General features: G+C 55.8%; 13 protein-coding genes. 3 read left to right on the top strand and 10 right to left on the bottom strand.

Annotation, left to right across the window (positions count from 1 at the left end; translation table 11 throughout):
• Positions 1-128 precede the first annotated feature (128 nt).
• The 3 genes from LOC68_RS01665 to LOC68_RS01675 all read left to right on the top strand — a co-directional run bounded on the left by LOC68_RS01665 (position 129) and on the right by LOC68_RS01675 (position 3276).
• Entirely contained in the window at positions 129-1478 is a 1350-nt protein-coding gene (locus LOC68_RS01665) for a type IV secretory system conjugative DNA transfer family protein (RefSeq protein ID WP_230214914.1), read from the top strand.
• A 138-nt stretch (positions 1479-1616) separates the two neighbouring features.
• Complete coding sequence (locus LOC68_RS01670) at positions 1617-2585, top strand: hypothetical protein (RefSeq protein WP_230214915.1); 969 nt, start codon at positions 1617-1619, stop codon at positions 2583-2585.
• Between the two features lies 1 nt (position 2586).
• Positions 2587-3276, top strand: coding sequence for a hypothetical protein (locus LOC68_RS01675; RefSeq protein WP_230214916.1), 690 nt, complete (start codon positions 2587-2589; stop codon positions 3274-3276).
• A gap of 37 nt (positions 3277-3313) precedes the next feature.
• On the opposite strand, the gene LOC68_RS01680 is transcribed toward LOC68_RS01675, so the two are convergent.
• From LOC68_RS01680 to LOC68_RS01725, 10 genes are all read right to left on the bottom strand, one after another.
• Positions 3314-7696, bottom strand: a complete 4383-nt coding sequence (locus LOC68_RS01680; RefSeq protein ID WP_230214917.1) for a hypothetical protein — start codon at positions 7694-7696, stop codon at positions 3314-3316.
• A gap of 42 nt (positions 7697-7738) precedes the next feature.
• Positions 7739-8389: a 4Fe-4S single cluster domain-containing protein gene (locus tag LOC68_RS01685; protein ID WP_230214918.1), complete on the bottom strand. Its 651-nt coding sequence runs from the start codon at positions 8387-8389 to the stop codon at positions 7739-7741.
• Positions 8390-8398: 9 nt separating this feature from the next.
• Complete coding sequence (locus tag LOC68_RS28470) at positions 8399-10150, bottom strand: AAA family ATPase (RefSeq protein WP_230214919.1); 1752 nt, start codon at positions 10148-10150, stop codon at positions 8399-8401.
• Between the two features lie 51 nt (positions 10151-10201).
• On the bottom strand, positions 10202-11626 hold the full coding sequence (locus LOC68_RS01695) for a hypothetical protein (protein WP_230214920.1): 1425 nt from the start codon (positions 11624-11626) through the stop codon (positions 10202-10204).
• Positions 11627-11741: 115 nt separating this feature from the next.
• The gene (locus tag LOC68_RS01700) at positions 11742-12281 is read right to left on the bottom strand and encodes a hypothetical protein (protein ID WP_230214921.1); all 540 of its coding nucleotides are present in this window, start codon (positions 12279-12281) and stop codon (positions 11742-11744) included.
• A gap of 10 nt (positions 12282-12291) precedes the next feature.
• A complete protein-coding gene (locus tag LOC68_RS01705; protein WP_230214923.1) occupies positions 12292-13032 on the bottom strand; it encodes a hypothetical protein in 741 nt (246 codons plus the stop codon).
• On the bottom strand, positions 13029-13487 hold the full coding sequence (locus LOC68_RS01710) for a hypothetical protein (protein WP_230214925.1): 459 nt from the start codon (positions 13485-13487) through the stop codon (positions 13029-13031). Before LOC68_RS01710 ends, LOC68_RS01705 begins: the two co-directional genes overlap by 4 nt.
• Complete coding sequence (locus LOC68_RS01715; RefSeq protein WP_230214927.1) at positions 13477-14991, bottom strand: hypothetical protein; 1515 nt, start codon at positions 14989-14991, stop codon at positions 13477-13479. Before LOC68_RS01715 ends, LOC68_RS01710 begins: the two co-directional genes overlap by 11 nt.
• Positions 14972-17284 (bottom strand): hypothetical protein, encoded by a 2313-nt coding sequence (locus tag LOC68_RS01720; RefSeq protein ID WP_230214929.1) that lies wholly within the window; start codon positions 17282-17284, stop codon positions 14972-14974. Before LOC68_RS01720 ends, LOC68_RS01715 begins: the two co-directional genes overlap by 20 nt.
• Entirely contained in the window at positions 17274-18038 is a 765-nt protein-coding gene (locus LOC68_RS01725) for a hypothetical protein (RefSeq protein WP_230214931.1), read from the bottom strand. The genes LOC68_RS01720 and LOC68_RS01725 overlap by 11 nt, the downstream gene beginning before the upstream one ends.
• Position 18039 lies beyond the last annotated feature (1 nt).

The following is an 18039-nucleotide window of genomic DNA, read 5'->3' on the forward strand; positions in this document are numbered from 1 at the left end:
TGAAGAAGACGTGTCGTAAAGAAGAAAATTCGTTGGCAATGGCTAATATCCTGCTCCATCGTAGCGTGAACTGAACGTTCTTAAGGGCATAGCAGCCTTGAATTCCACTACAATGAAGGAGCGATTCGATGCGAGGCCCGAAGCGTCCTAGACTGCACTCGATGCCGATCCCAGATTCGATTTTGCTGGGATGGACGGAGAAACGACCACCCAAGCGGCAGATCGGCTTTTTCAAGGACGTGAAGTATCGCGTTCAAAAACGGCCGATTTGGTATTCCGGTCATCACTTGGCGACAATTGCCGCTACCGGCGCAGGAAAGGCGGTTAGTGCGGCGATTCCAACATTACTTTCTTATCCAGGCTCAATTGTTGCGCTCGATACGAAGGGCGAACTGTACGACACCACGCATCGCTATCGCAAAGAGATGGGTCAACAGGTGATCGTTCTACGCCCATTCGCCGGAAGCGATCAGCCGAGCGATCGTTTCAATTTCACGGACGTTCGACATTGCCCGAACTTTGACGTCGAAACTGACTCTCAAGTTTTGGCCAGTCTTCTGGCGACCGACAAAGGGTTCTCGAAAGACCCGTTTTGGTCGATCACTGGAACGTCTTTGATAGCGGGGATGCTTACCTACATCTTCGCGCTCGAAGCACCCGAGAAATGCAATTTCGCCCGTTTGGTCGAGATGCTTTACGGCCGCGACGTCGCCTATGACGTGGCTGTTCGACTCGATACGCAAGAGTCGCGAATTCCGAAGTTCGCGTATCAACAATTCGCATCGTTTTTGAACATGCCGGAACGAGAGACGCGCCCGTCCGTGCTGGCGACCAGCCAGTCGTTCGTCGCGCCTTTGATCGCACCTCGCGTCATGGCGGCGATGGGGGAGTCGAGCTTCTCGATTCAGGACTTTCGCAACGGCAAGCCGATGACCATCTATCTTGTAATTCCTCCCGATCGAATGGTGAGCCATGCTTCGTTGATTCTGCTCTGGGTCGGTACCCTGTTGAAAATCATTTTCAGCCGCACCACGATCCCGCGGTTGCGAACGTTGTTGCTGATTGACGAAACGGCCGCCTTGGGAAAATTTCCCCTACTGCAGACGGCGATTACGCTTTGCCGCTCGTTCGGGGGAAGGGTGTGGACGTTCTGGCAAAGTCTTCAACAAATCCAGGCGTGCTATCCCGACAGTTGGCGAACGCTGATCGACAACAGCAGTTTGCAGGTGTTTGGAATCCGCTCGAAGCTAATGGCCCGCGAACTGGCCGAGGTGATTGATATCGACGCCCATTCGCTGATGCACATGTCCGCCGAGGAACAGTTCTTACAACTCGAGGGGCACAATTCGCTGGTCTGTCGGAAGATCAACTACTTGAAGGATCGGATTTTCGCCGGACGCTTCGATCCGAATCCGTATTACGCAGAAAAAATGTCCAAGCAGCCGTTAAACGTCGGCCGATGTGGACGCAAGTCGTGAAACAAAAGAAGTTTACGCTTTCTTGATCAATCTTTTGAGATTCTTAGCCAATAGGGCACTGATAAGCGTTTCTAGAAACAGTGCCCTGGGGTTTTGCAAAAGCACACCATTTCAAACATCCAATTTGGGAGTCGGTCGATGAACGAAAATTCGGAGCAGGATCGGAAATCGCAGGATGCGGATTCTGAAGTCTCTCCAATCCAGCATTTCCTGCACGACATTCAGCGGGCGTCGGGAAAGCTTACCGCACGTCCCGATGGCAAGCCTGCGACCGCGCTTGATTGCCGCATTTACCCAGCGGTGGAGGCGCCTTCCCCGCAGGCGATCGCCGAACTGACGAAGCTAGGCGACGCCTGCCGGTTGTCGTTTCTCGGTCAGGGGCGCCGCAATCGCTTTGAGGCCAGTCTTTCAGCAGTGCTTTACGAAACGGGTCATACAACGGTCGCCGATCTACAGCTCACCTTCGCGGAGCTCAAAAGAGGCGAAATCCTCGATCTGATCATCGTTGAACGCAAGCCAAGCGGTCGCAGAATGTTCGAACAACATATCGACTTCAGCGGCCCCAAAAGCAATCATCCCGCCGAACAGGAGCCAATCAGCGAACATCAAGGCGCCGAAAACTATGACATGGCGCTGCGAGGCGCGATGTCAGAAGGCAAGAGAGCGACGTCGACCGGATCGTATGTCGTGGGAGTCGATTGGGACGAAGCGGCGCTGAACGTCGCGACGAATGCACTTCCCAACGAGGAGGGATCGCATGTGGCGATGGTGCAATTCGGCGAAGAATCGCCGATCGCGGTCATTATGGAAGAAGAGGAAGAGAATGGTCTTCTGCTGGCCGCTCTGGTAGCGCTTCCCGAGGAGTTGGCCGATGGAAATGGCGCGTTCGAACACATAACTGTTCGAGACGTTGAAGCCCGTGATCTTCCCAATTTGACTCCCGCTCAGGCCGCCGTCTGGCTGGCCGGACAGCAGTTCTCGTCGCTGCCGTTTCGCCGCGAAGGAGATAGTTACGCACTAAGCATTGACGCTAGCGAGCGACAATACCTGTCGTCGCATCCCAATTTGACCATCGCCCTTCGTATCGCCTTTGGCCAGGAGTCCTAACATGACGAATTCCAATGACGATGTTCCCTTTCCGCACGAGAGCCCAGAGTCGTTCGAGCGGCTGATAAAGGCTGAAGAGCGGCCGACGATCGCCTTCCAAGCCTATTGGACTCTTCGCGCGGCTAAAATGTCTCGCAAGACATTCTTCAGCTCGAGTTTGGCTGAAGCTTATGCGATCGAATCAGTGGTACATGCCAACATGAAAATTGTTGCGGGAAAGTGCAAGTACAGTTCGGGCGACAAGTCGATTGCCTGGACCCGACGTACGATCGCCAGGTATTTGGTCGGAATCCAGCGTCGCGAGATTCGACACGATCGCATTCCGATTGAGAAAGGCGTCGACGTGGCCAATACCGACGCAACGACCAAATCGAACTCTTCGGGCGAACGAATTATTCGGATAGAGATCGCGGAGTTTCTACTGCGGTGCGAACTCGCTGAAGCGGTGAAAGCGAGCGTGAAGAGTCACGAGGAGATCGCTGCGGACTTGAAGCTGTCTCAAGCGGAACTCTTGGAATTGAAGAATCGCGTTTACAATGGCCTCAACGCGCAGATTCTCAATATGAAGCTCCAAGGGTACACCGTTACTGAAATCATGGCTGAATTGAGAATCTCAAGAGCCAAAATAAGGTATCGCGAAGATCAGATTGAAAAGTGGTTCGACCCGAGAATCGAGCCTCGCAAACGTTAGCCGAACGTTTGCAAAAGCCGTCGCGGCCGCACTTCAATCAGCCGAGGCCGTACAAATCAAGGTTGGCCATCGTGTTGATGCCAACCGGCAAGTCGACGTCATCAGCGCGAACCGCCCGATGCTGTTCGGCCCAACGTCGACGGACGGCGGCGATCGCTGATGCTCGAGGCCGGGTTCCTAGCCAGATCGCTTCGTCAATCGCCGAGCGTGGATATCCATCGAAGTAATGTTCCGCAATCCACCCGGCCAATTGCACGCTTTCGGCACCATGCAGCGGCCAACGCCCTGCGACGACGGAACGCGCGCGATTACAGAAAAGTTCAACACAAAAGCCGTTGACATCCTGGACCCCCGTCTGGCGAAGCCGCCCGATCGAGCAGCTCAACTGCAAAATCAAATCGACTTCCGCGAGTTGACAAGCGGCTCGCCGTTTCCAGACCGGCGGCGATTCCGATATCCGCTTCCAAACGGTGGAGCCGTCCCAGACGCCGTCCCCCATAATCATCCCCTGCGGCTGGTCATGACCGTGACCGCAAATCGCAAGCAAGGCGACCGGCCTTTCGCCGATTTCGGAAAGCGTTCGCGCAATCGCATCGTGCGTGACCTCCCGATGCGAGAGCGTACGCCACTCGAAGTATTCACGCGGCTCCAAGACGTCGATGAAGATGTCGTCGAACATTTCCGCAAGGCGATCGGCGTCGTTGATTTCATCCGCGTTCAGCCCATCATCCGGATCGCCGAACGGTGAGTCCAACCATGCAGCGGTCGCCGCAATCGGCCGTCTTCGTGGGGGGCGTCCCATGTCCTTTTCGTACATCCATTCGTCCAGCAGCGGAGAGACGATCGTACGGACCGATTGACTATACTCAAATAGAAACGCCGTCGACCCGTCGTCGTGGCGAACCGTCAAAAACGAGAGAGGAACGCCGAGTAAAATGTCATCGCCCCAAATCACGAGATGCAAATCGCGGTCGAGCGCGGAAACGATATCCGCGACCGGCAATAGAGACGAAATTTCGCCAAGGAAAAGCTCCGTCGCATCGTTCAGCACGGTTTCCACGCGACTGGGAGTCTCGCGAAGCGCCACGCGACCGGCGAAGTACGCATTGTATCGTTCGTACAAAACCAGCTTATCGTCCCACCAGGCTTTCCAATTCGGTTGGCGAATCGCCGTGTCCCACGATTCGATCTGGCCGAACTCAGCGATCGCCGCATCGCGCAGTCGCGGAAGGTTGGCGAGCCGCCTGACGATCCGGGCGAGAACCGATTCCCAATGATCGGTCGCCAACTTGTCCTGGTCGAATTGCAGCGATTTCACGTCGCCAGCATGTCGGGCGTCTAGATTGGGCGAGCGACGCAACAACTCGTAACAGTCCCAGATCGTATTTACGACGCAATCGAAATCAGACAAGATGGCAGAGATGGCGTCGCTGATCGCGTCATCGCATTCCCCTTGATCACAAGCCGCCACGACGACCTTCTTTTCGACCAGGCGAAACAGAGTCCAAACAAGATGTCCTTCCATGTCGAACCCCATACGCAGCAACATCTCGTCGGGCTTTAGCCAACGCGCAATGCCTTCCGGGGACGCAACCGGGTTAAGCAGCGAGATTTCTTCCGTAGTGGCCTGCTTCGTTGCATATGGCTCCCACTCGGTGCGAGGTTGCTTTACGCGATTCAAACGCGTTTGCGGCTGCTCCATGGGAATAACCCGCTCCGACATCCGCCGGCGTGATTGTTCGCGGTGTGCGAAGCCCAGATCTCGAACGGCGGCGCGGGGAGTGAGTCGAGGCAAGTCCGCCGCGTTGGGAATTTCCGCAATCATGGATCCAAAACGTTGTCTCGTCACAAGCGTCCGCTGCGAGAACTCGCTTTCGACCAGCAAATTCCAGATGCGCAGATCATGGTTGTCCGGATCATGACGCACAAAACCGTTTCCCAACGCGACCAAGCCGGTACGAATCTTCGTCGAGTGTTGCGCCGCCAACAAGCGATCGTAGTCGACGTGCGCATCGGCTTGAAAGTAGGTGAAATGTTCTCGCAAGCATTGAATGATCGACGTGTGAATTCTGTACGCCGTTGAATACTCCAGCGGCGTCAGCAAGTAGCTGATCTCGATCGCCAGCGTCATGCTGATCGGGTGGCTGTACGTCGAGTAACCGAACACCGTGGAAACATGCTTCTCATCGCATTCTTCAAGCTGACGAGTCGCAAAATCTCTCAGGCCGTTCTCACGGAGAGATCGTAGGTAGACGGCTATGAAAGCGATCACGCCATTTCTCCAAACCCAGTCCATGTATGCGGGCGACGGAGGATCGTCAACCAGCTCGATTAACATCGGCCATCCGGTATTGGGGCCAAATTGGCGTTCAAGCATCGCCTGGCTTAGCGCAAGAAAGCGCTCCGAGTTTTGCTGTGTGACGAAGTTGCTCATCATTATGACGCCAATTCGGATCGTAATGAATTCCTCCACAGAGCAGTTCCGAATCCGGTCGCATACTTCGACGACCGGCACCCCCCAAAACTCTAGCATGATCTCTAAGACTCGCATCGCATACGCACCGCCATACTCATTTCCGACGCATTCGGCGATGCCGACAAGCGAGTCGAATACGACGATGCGAGCGAGCGGCTCTTGTTCTGCTGAAATGCGGGGGCAGATAGCGTCCCGTAACTCCTCGTCGCTGCTCTCGACAAAATCAGGAAGTTGAAGCGACCATTGAGCGACTTGGCGAACCTGGTAATGAATTTTTCCAAGAGAGGCCGTTCGAATGAGTCCCCCGAGCAAGATGGGGAGTACGTCGGGAGCCAATTCGCGAAGCCTCACGAGTCGTTGCGGCGTCCATTCATAGTCATCCTCGCTTCCGAAGAAGGCGTGGGCTAACTCCTCGGCTCGGTCGATGTAACACTCGTTCGCCAGCAAGAACAACAGAAGCCCGAAACCGACCGCTTCGGCGTTCGAACTGATGCTTTGGGCGCCGCAGTTATGCAGGACCATGCGACACCTTTCACGCAGATCGGCGCCCTTCAAATTCTCGAAGTCGTAGGCGGCGACGAGCAACTCTAGCGCCTCTTTGGAGAAACCGTCTACGAGGAGCGTCCTGGCCAACATCGCCGCCGAGAACCGGGAGATCTGCACGTCATGCGGCGAATTGGCGTTCGCAAACATCGTCCCGATGAACGTCCAGTCGTCGACGCTAAGCTGTTGAAGAAGCTTCTGATTAGCGTGGATGTCCACCTCGACTTGCAGCATGCTTCCCGTCACGAAACCGGCGAGCAGAAGCAAGATCCCCCGCGGTTCGCCGGCGTGCCAGAAGTCTCCTTCCCACATGCGGAGCGTCGACTGAAACTGTTCGATTACCTGGCGCTGCATCGCCTCGGCCTCTCCGCGCTCAAAGAGCGTTTCGACCCAAACGAGTGTCAGTGCGAGACCGTAGTTCAGGTTCCGACTGGAAAGAAAGTCTAGCGACGCCCAGGGAATTTGACCGCCCGACGCCCCAATCATGCAGTCGACGATAAAGTGTGAGCCGAGGAGCGGGAATTCGTCGTCAGCAGCGATCCGAGATAGAAATATTTCATTTTCCCGCAACGCTCCCACGATTTCGACGTGGTTCCTTACCAACGAATGAACGATAAACTCGTGAAATGGATCCGAGTCGCGGAAACTCTCCAGGCGAAGGAGACGATCGACCTGCTGCGTTACAATCTGCCGAAATTGCTCGGGGCTTGGAAACGGAGTTTCAATTCGTAGCCGAAACATCAAGGCCGCGCGCGCGTGGAGATGATAGCCGCCAAGCGTAAGACTCTTGGCAAATTCCTTAAGAAACAAGCAAGCGGGAAACGTTCGCTCATCGGCCATTGTCTCTTTGAGTCTCCACAACATCGCTTCTGGAGATGGCAAGCCGTCATCGCGGGAAAACCCAAGCACGTCGAGCGCAAGCAAAAGTGCTTCTCGCCAATCTCCAAGTGAATGCAGAATTACGGAGAGATCGGCGACTGTACCGATACGGGCTTCCAGATCCGCAATATGTCCAGTCGACAGCGAGCCCATCGCTTGCCAATAAGCGGAAAACGCGCAGTTGAGGACGACTCGCTCGTACGTAACGTTCAAGTCGGCTTGCAACAGCAACAGCCCAGACTCAGCGAAGGTCTCAGCCGGATATCGCGCTAGTTCCTTATCGAGCACACCTGGTTGCGCGAATCGTTCGATGACGCTGGCCATCTCCGCCGATCCGTCGCTGAGTCGGCGAACGAGACGGTCCAGAACATCTTCCGTTATTTTCAGGTACCGGCTGATCGCATCGCGACTTGCGTCTTCCCAGGGGAGCTTGCCTATTTCTTCACGGATGATCGGAGGAATCCATGGGTAAACGGCCAGAGAGTCGGCAAGCGCTTCGCGGTCGACAAAAGGGGATGACATGAGACGAGCGGAGCCTCAATTGATGGAGGGGTAAAATCGATTCTACAAGAGATTGGATGAAGTCGTCTCGTCGACGAAGTCTTCCGCCAGCTTGGCGATCTCGCGCGATTGGAATCCGCTCAGCGAGATTCCATCGCCATTGATCACAACGGAGAAACCCTTCCCCTGCCGAACGAACGCCGCTGCGAGAGACGCCTCCTCATAACGTTCGGTCAGACAGTTCAGTCGCTGATTCGTCGAACCACGCCAAGCGAGTCGTTCATCGCGCAACTCCGGCAGAAATGGACCGTCGACGAGTAGATCGGTCGCATCCAACAGGCGGTCGATCTTGCTATCCGCCTGGCGCCGCAAATGAGTCAACGTATGGCCGGAGTACACCATCGTCGACAACCCCGTTGCGCGAGTGGCCTGACAGATGTCGGCGACCGGACTTGGCTGTTCGAACGGCTCGCCTCCCAAAACCGTGATCCCCTCTAATCGCGGCGCAGTCTTGGCGACTTCCAGGATCGCGGCGACCACCTCTTCGGTTCGATAGCGAAAGCCTCCTTCCGGATCCAGATAGTGTGGATTCAAACATTGCTGCGTGCAACGATGAACGCACCCCTGGGTCCATATGCACAGGCGTAATCCCGGTCCATTGTGTAGATTCGGGTGAAGTCGCGACAAGCCGTGCCCAAGGCGAATGTAGGTCATTTCAGGCTCCTATGGGGTAGGAAACAACTTTGCGTTCGCGAAATCGTCGGCCGTTAACATTACACGATTTTCCCAAGTGCCATCCAGGTCGGCGGTTCGCACGTCACGGGCGATGCATGCCATCTGAATTAGGATTCTTGCTTCCCCGGCATTGCCGAAGGACTGATTCTGCCGACGCCGATAGGAACGAATCTCCGTTAGTCGCTTCTTGATGATCGCATCGCATTCACCGTCCAACACTTGCTGCATTTTCCGCATCATCGCCTTGACGATCTGGGTCAGTTGGTCATCATCATAATCCTCGAATTTGAAGGTTTGCGGAAATCTTCGCCGCAAGCCTGCGTTTGAGTCTAGAAACGTTTCAATATCCTTTTCGTATCCCGCGATGACGAAGGCGATATCGCGGGGATGTTCATCCAGCCACTTCAGTAGCGTCGTGACGCATTCAACGGCGAAGTCATTCCCGTGCCGCGGCACAAGATCGTAGGCCTCATCGATGAAGAGAACTCCACCCAGCGCCTTCTCCACCACTTCATTGGTCTTAATGCGAGTTTGTCCGACGTACTCGCCAATCAAATCTTTGGAAGTAACCTCCGTGAATTGGGTGCCGCTTAACAGACCTTGTTCGGCCAGCAACTTGCCGACCAGTTTCGACACTTCCGTCTTTCCGGTCCCCGGATTGCCCTCCATGACGCAATTGAAGTGATACTCCAAACGAATTCCCAACGCCTCGCGATCACGATTCGCTTGAGCAACGCTGCACCACTCGTAAAATTGCTGCTTAACGCTTTTCAATCCGATCAGCTCGTCAAGTTCGTCTCGGACCGATACTTTACGCTGCGGCACGTCTTTTCGAATGACGTCGCAAAGTGACTTTTCGCCCAGTTCAGGCTGAAAGGCGGTATAGGCGCCGGGAAATGCAATATCCTTTTCCAGCGTACAAAACAGAGAGCTGGTGAGAGCATCGATCCTGAGCAATGGGAAAGTCGGTGAAAATGCATCGATCTTTCCAAAGTGCTCGTCGTCGAGGTGTTGAAATCGTTGATCTTGGATTCGCATATACTTGCGGGCGACGGAACGGATCAAATCCCCCGATTTCAGCAATTGGGGAGTTTCCTTGCGCCAGGTAAAGTAAACCAGATCGTTTCGCGCGTTTCGAATCTGATCGAAGAGTTGATCAAATTCATCTTGCAGATTCTGCGTCGTCGCTTGTTTAGAATGCGACGTGTCCCGCATCGATTCCTGAAACAAACTGCTCAATTGCTGGGTATCCGGCATTAACAGTTCAAGGTCGATGATGAATAGAGTTCGTCCAACGCCGGCGGCGGATTCGTTCAGACTCGTCAATTGGTCGATCAGCCAGCCCGCATGAAGGCCCCAGGAAGCCTCTTGGCGCTCGTCAATGATCCGTCGGCCCGCCTCATTCTGCGAGATGGCGAGCTCTTCGGCGTAACGAAGCTGTTGATTATCCCCGCGAGGACTTCCGCCGTTCGAACCCTGAGGCGCGTTCGACAGTTTTTGTCCGCGGTAATACCAGAACAACGGCACCGAACCGATCCGCATCGTGTCGTTTAGCATGATTTCTCGCGGCAGATGCTCGCCACGGGCCGTTCCCACGATCACTTGACGATACGTGGGACTCGAACCAATGGCGGCCAGTATCGCTTCAAGCAACGTCTTGGCCGGCTTTTGACGCAGACCAACATAGTAGGGTGGTTCGCTGCCGACGCAGCAGTGGAGCGATCCGCCCGATTCGTTCACCACTTTGCGGAGCTCATTCAGCGCTCGAGAGCTGTGTGACATAACATTCCCTTAATCTTGCAGGTGGCGAAGATCGCGGCGGATCGAGTTGAGCCGGTTTTGCAGGTAGCCGCCGCTGACCGTCGGTATGCGGCGAGCCGCGCCGCAAGCGCTGCGGGTCATTGGGAAACGCTGGAGAAAGCGTTGCACCGGCAGGAACGCCTGACCGCACTCACGATCCGAAGAATGGCCGAAGCCATCCATGGAAAACCCCTCCGTACGATCGAGCGGAAAGGTGATTTGCACGCGTCCTGACTGGAACTCGAGGGTCACAATCTTCGCCGACTTCGGATCGTTCGGGTCGGCCAATTCATCCTTGGGAGCGCTCAACAGCGTCCCCAGAGCAGACGGCTGTCGCAATTCGCGGATCATCTCCAGGATATGATCGTCGCGGGTCTGATACTCCGAATCGGCCATCGGAGTCAGGGCGACCATCTTTGCGACTCCGGCATCGATGCTTTCAAGTTGCCGATCGAAATAGCTCCGATCAACCTCCAGCGTCGCCGCCCGCTGAAAAGAGCGTACCAAGTCGGCATCGAGATCCTGCAGAAACCGCTGAACCTTCGCGGCTTCGACCGCAAAATACTTGCTCACCAACGGATCGGAAATCGCCTTGCGGAGGCGAGCGATCCGCGCTTCCGTACTCTGCCGCAAGCACTGAATTTCGGTAGCCTTGCGAGTGAACGCGTGCTGCGCAGTTTTCGCCTCCGAAAGGGCCGCTTGTGCCGTTGCATACGCCGCCGACGCCGCTCCTTCCTGGACCATGCGACGCGCACTGGCAAGGTCCAACTGCAAGCGATCAAGCGCCGGAGTTTCGCCAATTTGATGGGCCTGTTTTTGCAGACCCGCGAACATTTCCTCGATGAACTCGATGAAAACGTTGGCTTGCGCAAGCTGGTCCTGGTCTTTGGCGATCCGAGACTGGATCTCGGCGTCCAGTTTGTCGTCAACCTCGCGAATGGACTTCCGTAATTCCGCTTCCAGTTGATTTTGCGATTCGCGGGCTTCGGCCAACCCGGCGACAAGGTCCGACTCCAATTCGCCGAACTGTCGCTGCACTTCCTCTTTTTCCTGCTGCACGAACTGGTCGAGCTCGGCGACGTCCCGCTGCGTCGAGGTCAGGCAATCGCGAACGCGGGAGAATTCCTCCTCCACTTCTCGGGCCATCGCCTGTTGTGCATTGCCCAAGACGCGCAAGGTTCCCTCTTGCTCGGCAATCTGCTCCGCAAGCTGGGCGTTGAGCTGAACTTGTCGCTGGTAGTTGTTGTTCGCCTGCCGGAGCTCCTGCTCAGTGCGGCGAATCGCCTCTTGCTGGCGCGAAAAGTCGCGTTGCAGCGTGTCGAGGTGAGCCCGCACTAGTCGCTGGTCACGCAATCTCAGCGCTTGCTGATACTCAGCCCAGTCGTGATAATAAACGCCGTCCACCTTCCAACTCATGGAATCTCTCCTTGGGAAAACTCGACGTGAAATAGGCTTGTCTTTTCTGGGAAACGCAACATCACTCGGAAAAGGCGAAAAGATTTCACAATTTGGCGAAAGAATCTCCGTCTTTCTAGGAAAGCGGCTCGGGAGACGCGTCAGGTTCCTCTCCGGGCGAATCAGGCGGCAGCCGAAATCGTCGGTTGAGAACCGCCATTAAGTCTCGAAACTCCACGAGCATTTCGTTGACCTCTTCTTTGCGTAGCCGAATCGTTCTATTTCTCTCCAGCTCGTCGACCGCTTTCAGCGCTTCTTCGGCTTCCATCTCGATTTTGGACCGAAACTCATTGCGGGTAGTGAGCGAAAGAGGCTGCCCAGCGAAGGACTTAGCGACTTTTGCAATTCGGGGATCAACACCCCCATCAGAAGAATCGAGCAAGTCGCCGACGGAAAGAATTCCTTCTCGTAACCGCAATTTGACTTCCGGCATTTCCGCCTGGAAGGAAGCCTCGCCTCGCTGAGCGCATTCCTCTAAATAGGCAGTAAGATCCGCTCGAAGCAAACGCAGCATATGAATCTGTTCCGTGGCCGAAAGCGATTCGGCATCGGCTAACGCGGCATAGCGTTCCAGCAGGCGACGCCATGCGAGAACATTTGACGACATAGCGTCCATGAGTTGCTCGCTATTTGGACTTGACGTTCCAGTTTTCCCAGGGATCACAAAGATGCCAATCCAGCTCCAGAGTCGCGTCCTTTTTCATCTGGGAGATTACTATTCGGAAGGCGTTAAGATCGGGTCGGTCTTGAATCGCCTGGATGACGTCGTCTCGGACGCCATGTCGCTGGAGATCGTATAGCAATTCTTGTCGAACTTGATCAGCCTGAGCAATTTGCTCGAGAATTTTGGTCGCTTCTCTACGAGTGTCCGCGCTGCCTTGACGTTCAATCGAACGCAGGACTCGTTCGAGGTCGTTCCGCATATCGCTTCGAACACCTTCGAATTGGGGGCGGTGAAATTCCAACAATTCCTCAAATACGACAAGCGGCATCGTTTCTAGCTCGCGCTGTGCGACGCCCGTCAATTCGGCAAGCTCCGCCATCGCGTCGCGAAACGTCTGGCCGTGATTGCAAACTACTAGCTGACGACATTCGGCCGTCAGCCGTTGGCAAAGCTGCTCCGCGTTATGCTGGTGTTGATCTCGCTCCGTTTCGAGCTGACTGACGTCTTTCTCCAAACGCATCACTTCGTCTTGAAGATCGGAGATCTCGCGTCCCAGCTCCGGGCCTTGCTCCACCGCCGCTAATTGTCGCTGCAAATCGGCGATTCGCGCCTCTAAGTCGGCCAGTTTCTCCGCTTCGGCCTCGCGAAATGAACGTTGCAGCGATTCCACCCATTGCTGCAATATCGCTTTCTCTTCGTTCATTTCGTTCCCTCCATGACGGCTCTCAGCATCTCGATTTCGGTTTCAATTAGTACCCCTCGCTGAACCAGGGCGTCTCGCTGCGCCAGAAGTCTCGCCTTTTGGTTCAAGGCTTCGAGAATCTCGCCGTTCTGGTGCGCGGTCTGCATCAGGCGATGTCGTAGGTTTTCCAGCTCTCGAAGCTTATTGACGACAGCGGGAGAGTACTGCAAAAGGTCCTGGCGGCGCCCATCCGTCTTTTTGAGCGACGTTAGCAGCGTTGGAAAGGAAACGTTTGCAGATCCCGCCAACTTCCAGAAGATGTGCATGTTGAACGCTTTCTCCCCAGGATCATCGGCGGAGCGATCCTCCTGGAGGACGTAGCGAGTCCACTCTTCCAACAAGGCGTTGACCCCTTCGGACAACGCCTGCTTCCATTTTTCGAAAAGCAGAGCGGACTGCTGAGGATCAATGGGCATTGTCGTCCTCACCAATTTGGATTCGGAGATAACTGGGCTCGGCTAGCAGCGACATCGCCCGCTGGAATCCGCCCTGCACGCCGACATGGTTCGCTTCGGCGTCAATGACCGGAAAATACTCGCGTAACGCATCGCTGAGCAACTGTTGCAGATGGAGAAAGTTGTCGTACGATGAGACCTTGTTCGTCGTAACATGTCCGCGCAGAAACAAGTAAATGATCTTAGCTCCCTGCTCTTGCAAGAAATCGACGTCCCACTCGAAGGTGCTGGAAGTCGCCCCCGATGTCGAAACGAAGTGAGGTTCGCGTCGGATCCGCTTGAAAGGGTTGTTCAGACTCTCCGGCATTCGCGGCGGGGAATTCCCCACGATGATCACCGGGTAGAAGTTCTTATCTTGCCGCATATTGTCTAGTGCGAGCCGAATCGCCCCGTCGAGCGGATCCCAGACGTCAAGTCCCGGCGAATACCAGAAGCTGCTCGTTTGCATGCGATGTATCGCTTCTTCGTTCGACAAAGTTCCGACGCAAAAAGTTTCGCGAGCCGGCCTGTCGAATAATTCCGGAAAATCGAGTCCCCCCCCTTCCTTATCAGCGAAAGCGTACAGGCGAATTTGGCAGCGTTCCATGGGCGTTAACCGAAACGCAGCCGCCAAGCCTTCGCGAATCTCCGCGTTCAATGCCGCAACTTGATCCTGATTCGTCGAGCTGCGGTCATCGGAAGATCGTTCTAAACGATCTTCCGACATGATCGCTTCCTCTTCTTCCTGGATTGCCTTACCAAGTCCGCGCACGAGGAAATATGCCGAGTCCCATTCGCACGACGACGGACATGTCCGATCAAAGATCAAGGCAATCTTTCGGGGAAAGCGGGGTTTTTCGGGGTCGACCTTCTGAATCGCGTCGACGAACCTCACGGGAAGAAGCTTCAAGCGATTTCCATCGCGTAAGTCCGGCACCAAACGGACTTGCGCTAGTTGTCCGAACGTGCCGGCGACCTGAAAACAAGTTTCGCTATCAGAGACGTCTTCCACCGATGCGCGAAAGTAGTTCTGGTGTTCCTGGACCAATTGAAAGCTGAGCGTAACCGGCAACAGATCTACACATTCGACCGTCTCCACTCCGTTCACAACGATCTCGGCTCGCCGCGGTCCTGGACGGCGCGGCGGCGCCTCCTGAGGCGGGTCAATCGGTACGATTCCGGCTGCCGTATGGCGGAGGGCGATACAGTTTCCCTCTCCTAGCTTTTCGGCCAGACTTGCGTAGTAGGCCATGTATTCTCCAGACAGTTCATCGCGTTCCCGCATCAGGCAAACGTGCTTCCAGTCGGTCATCGGAGCCGATAACGGGTCTGAACAGGCATCGCTGTAAACACCATCGCGGCAATGCGGCAGGAATCCGACGAGCCGATACGTCGGCTGCGACTCGCGCAGATCGACGACGACGCAGCGATCTTGCGGGTAGACGACCTGCCAGATGGCGTCATACTCAACGGGCGTTAGCGGCATAGGGAGCTGTCTGGGAATCGGAGAAATTAGTAGTCGAATCAATTACAATATCGTGCCAGCCCGGCAGCTCCCGCAGTCGCGCGATCCAATCGCGATGCTGCTGGACAATATGCGCCGGGAGGGGAGTCGGGGGAGGAAGGCTGATGCGGAGCTTGTCGAGCAACGCTTCCAGCAGCGCCGGCGTGTTGCGGGAAGCCTCGCGCCGGAGGCAGAGCCGCAATACGCTCATTGGATCAACGTTGCGAATGGTGAGAATGGTCGCCAAATCCGCCGCGGCGAAACTGTCGGGAAGCGGGCCGACTTCGCCCCACTCCAGCAACAGACTGCGCAGCCAGATCTGCTCAAGCTGACTTAGTCGAGGACTGTTGCAGAGTAACGTTAGGGATCGAAGGCTGTCCGGGTTTGGGGCGACGGTCGACCATACGGCGATTTGGGCGAGAACTTCACCGCGTGACGTCATTCGACGGAACAGTCCCAATTTTCGTGGAGGGAGCGGTTCCGACTTGGATCGAGAAAAAAAGTTACGCATCCGGGTCACCAAGTTGGCCATTTCGTCATCATCCTGTCTCCGCTGGAGCCAATTGAAAAGCTCTTCTCGCCAGGCGAGAAGATCCGCCGAATATGGATCGGGCCCGAGCCGCTGAAAAACATTGCCTTGCAGACCGGACGGCTCGGCGCCATCATCCGCCATCAATTCCCGCAGGTCCTCACGGATAAGCGAATCAAACGCCGGATGCCATTGCGGCGGCGGCAACGACAGCGACTGTTCATCCCTCTTCAAGAATTGCGCCAGCTGTAGATTGCATAAGGAGGCCAATTCATACGAGCGCCGGCGAACCGCCAATTCCAAAAGTTCGTGCGGCGAAATCTCGCCACACGAAAGTCCCTCGCGAATCGCCGCCGACCAGTAAGAGCGGTCGCCGGCTTGCGACTGCAGAAAGCCCTCCAGGATCCGATCGATTTGAAATGCAGGGAAAGCCGCGACGGCCAGACGTTGACGTAGCTGCGGAGCGTTCCGTTCCACAGTCCCTTCGCCGAACAAGTAGCGCACGGTTTCTAAAGCGAGTCCATCCTCGACCAGCCTTTTGCCTAACGCAGAGCGGGCCGCAGAGCTTCCGCACCTGGTGCCGCAGGCAAGAACCGTCGTGGGAATAACCTGTGAGGTCATCTCGCCAGGGAGTTCGCGCAGCATTTGATCAAGAGGGGCTGCGTTCGCGTCGCCCGATTTTCGCTCGAGCGCCTCGAGCGACTGTCGACACTCAAGCGGGACCAGCATCTTCAATCGGTCATAATTCAGCGTTTCCGGCAATACCTCGGCCAGCGTTCGGACGGTCGCGAAACTCCCATCGACCTGCGAGGCCAGACGTTGCACGATGGACCGCTCAAACTGGAGCACCTGCGACTGCGAAAGAAAACGCAGCTGTTCGATGCGGAACGCGGGAGATAGCAGCCACGTCCCCCACTGCGTTTCAGGAATGGTTTGAATCAGAACCGGAACCAAGGCCGGCGACTCAAGAAGCGTGCTTCGAGACTGCCAGGAAAACTGTGCCAGTTCCGTCATCGTAGGTTTTTCGCCGCTCAACAAGCGGAGCGCTGCTGGTCGATCGCATGGGGCGACCCTGGCTAGGAGCCTGCCCTGAGATTCGCCGTTTGCCTGAGCGACGAGTTGCAAGAATTGGTTCAGTAATGGAGGCGACTCGGCAGGCTCACCGGAAGGCACCGTATGGGCGACAACCAGACTAGTCCCTTCGTAGACTCGCCGCGGCGATTTGCCGCCGAAGACTGCTATCCAATCGACGTTCTCCAGACCAGCTCGCACAAGAACTGCGACCGCTCGTTCCAGGCTTGAGACGGAGGCGGATCCGCCCTGAAACCAAATCTGAAAAATGGCCCTCCAAACATCGGGAGCGACTACTTCCGAAAACGACAATTCGGTTTCGATTCCCTGGAGGAAACCGGCGGCGTTAGGGCGTTGGGCTCGCACGACTTCAAGCAGCGTCGGAAAGTCGGCCGACTGCAAGGCTGTGCTGATCTGCGCGACAGTCGCCGTGAAATGGGCGCGGCCAGTCGAATCGGTCGCCGTTTCGAGTTGAGCCCGCAGCACCCACCAGGCGTCGCCAAATCGCTTCAGGACGACCGAAGTTCGTTCGATTTCGCCGCAAATCATCGTCAACTGTTCGGCGTCGGCGCGAACCGAAGGGGGAATCAATTCACCGGCTTGATCCTGCCAGCGGTGTTCCCCGCGTCCACCCAGCTTTCCGTAATCCGCCGCCGTGCGAAACTCAATACGCATTCGTCAACCCCTCCAGCATCCATTCCAAAGGCTGACTAACGTTTCGAGGCTTGATGTGCAGCGGAACCAATTGCCCGAATTCATCCAGTATACAGTTGGGCTGCCCGATCTCGTCAAACCCAAAGACCGACGTAGGCCAAACCGCTGGCCCCGCGCTTTCCAGAATCATGGGCAACTCCCGCGCCATCGGCAGCGGACGATCGCGCCACCACCCCGGCGCAAAGTTCCATGCCGGGTCTTTGACGTCAAGGTATTGCTCGCATTTCGTAAATACGATGCCGACGCGTTGCGTCGAATGGTCAAGCGAATGCCAGTACTTTGAGATTGCGGCGAAGTCGTCGAAATCTTGCTCCATTTCTCGCGTCCATGGAACGATAAACAGGACGCCGCGGGCTTCAATAATGCGATTGCGAACGTGGGGAGTATTGTCTTCCAACATACGCCCTCCGTATCCATCGATCAGCGTCACCACGCCTTGACCGTTCTCCAAGACCAATTCGCAGTCGACGAAACCGCTGGTAGACTGCGTTGGTCGGCTTTTTGAGATCGTCCCCCAGTGGTGCGAAAACACGCTGGGATAACCGCGCTCTCGCGTCATCGACTCTCGGAAATCAATGTACTTATTGAGACTACTCTTGGTCGACTCGTGATAAAGCGCAGTCGCCAGCAGGGTAGTCTTTCCCACGTTCGTATTGCCCCATACGACGATCGTGTCGGTCGACTGGGCTGTCTGTGATTCTTGATCAGCCGCCATA

It is taken from the genome of Blastopirellula sediminis (genome assembly GCF_020966755.1).
GTDB classification, from domain to species: domain Bacteria; phylum Planctomycetota; class Planctomycetia; order Pirellulales; family Pirellulaceae; genus Blastopirellula; species Blastopirellula sediminis.

Coding starts and splice junctions, on each gene's coding strand:
- LOC68_RS01665 (WP_230214914.1), top strand. CDS start 129: ATGCGAGGCCCGAAGCGTCCTAGACTGCACTCGATGCCGATCCCAGAT.
- LOC68_RS01670 (WP_230214915.1), top strand. CDS start 1,617: ATGAACGAAAATTCGGAGCAGGATCGGAAATCGCAGGATGCGGATTCT.
- LOC68_RS01675 (WP_230214916.1), top strand. CDS start 2,587: ATGACGAATTCCAATGACGATGTTCCCTTTCCGCACGAGAGCCCAGAG.
- LOC68_RS01680 (WP_230214917.1), bottom strand. CDS start 7,696: ATGTCATCCCCTTTTGTCGACCGCGAAGCGCTTGCCGACTCTCTGGCC.
- LOC68_RS01685 (WP_230214918.1), bottom strand. CDS start 8,389: ATGACCTACATTCGCCTTGGGCACGGCTTGTCGCGACTTCACCCGAAT.
- LOC68_RS01695 (WP_230214920.1), bottom strand. CDS start 11,626: ATGAGTTGGAAGGTGGACGGCGTTTATTATCACGACTGGGCTGAGTAT.
- LOC68_RS01700 (WP_230214921.1), bottom strand. CDS start 12,281: ATGGACGCTATGTCGTCAAATGTTCTCGCATGGCGTCGCCTGCTGGAA.
- LOC68_RS01705 (WP_230214923.1), bottom strand. CDS start 13,032: ATGAACGAAGAGAAAGCGATATTGCAGCAATGGGTGGAATCGCTGCAA.
- LOC68_RS01710 (WP_230214925.1), bottom strand. CDS start 13,487: ATGCCCATTGATCCTCAGCAGTCCGCTCTGCTTTTCGAAAAATGGAAG.
- LOC68_RS01715 (WP_230214927.1), bottom strand. CDS start 14,991: ATGCCGCTAACGCCCGTTGAGTATGACGCCATCTGGCAGGTCGTCTAC.
- LOC68_RS01720 (WP_230214929.1), bottom strand. CDS start 17,284: ATGCGTATTGAGTTTCGCACGGCGGCGGATTACGGAAAGCTGGGTGGA.
- LOC68_RS01725 (WP_230214931.1), bottom strand. CDS start 18,038: ATGGCGGCTGATCAAGAATCACAGACAGCCCAGTCGACCGACACGATC.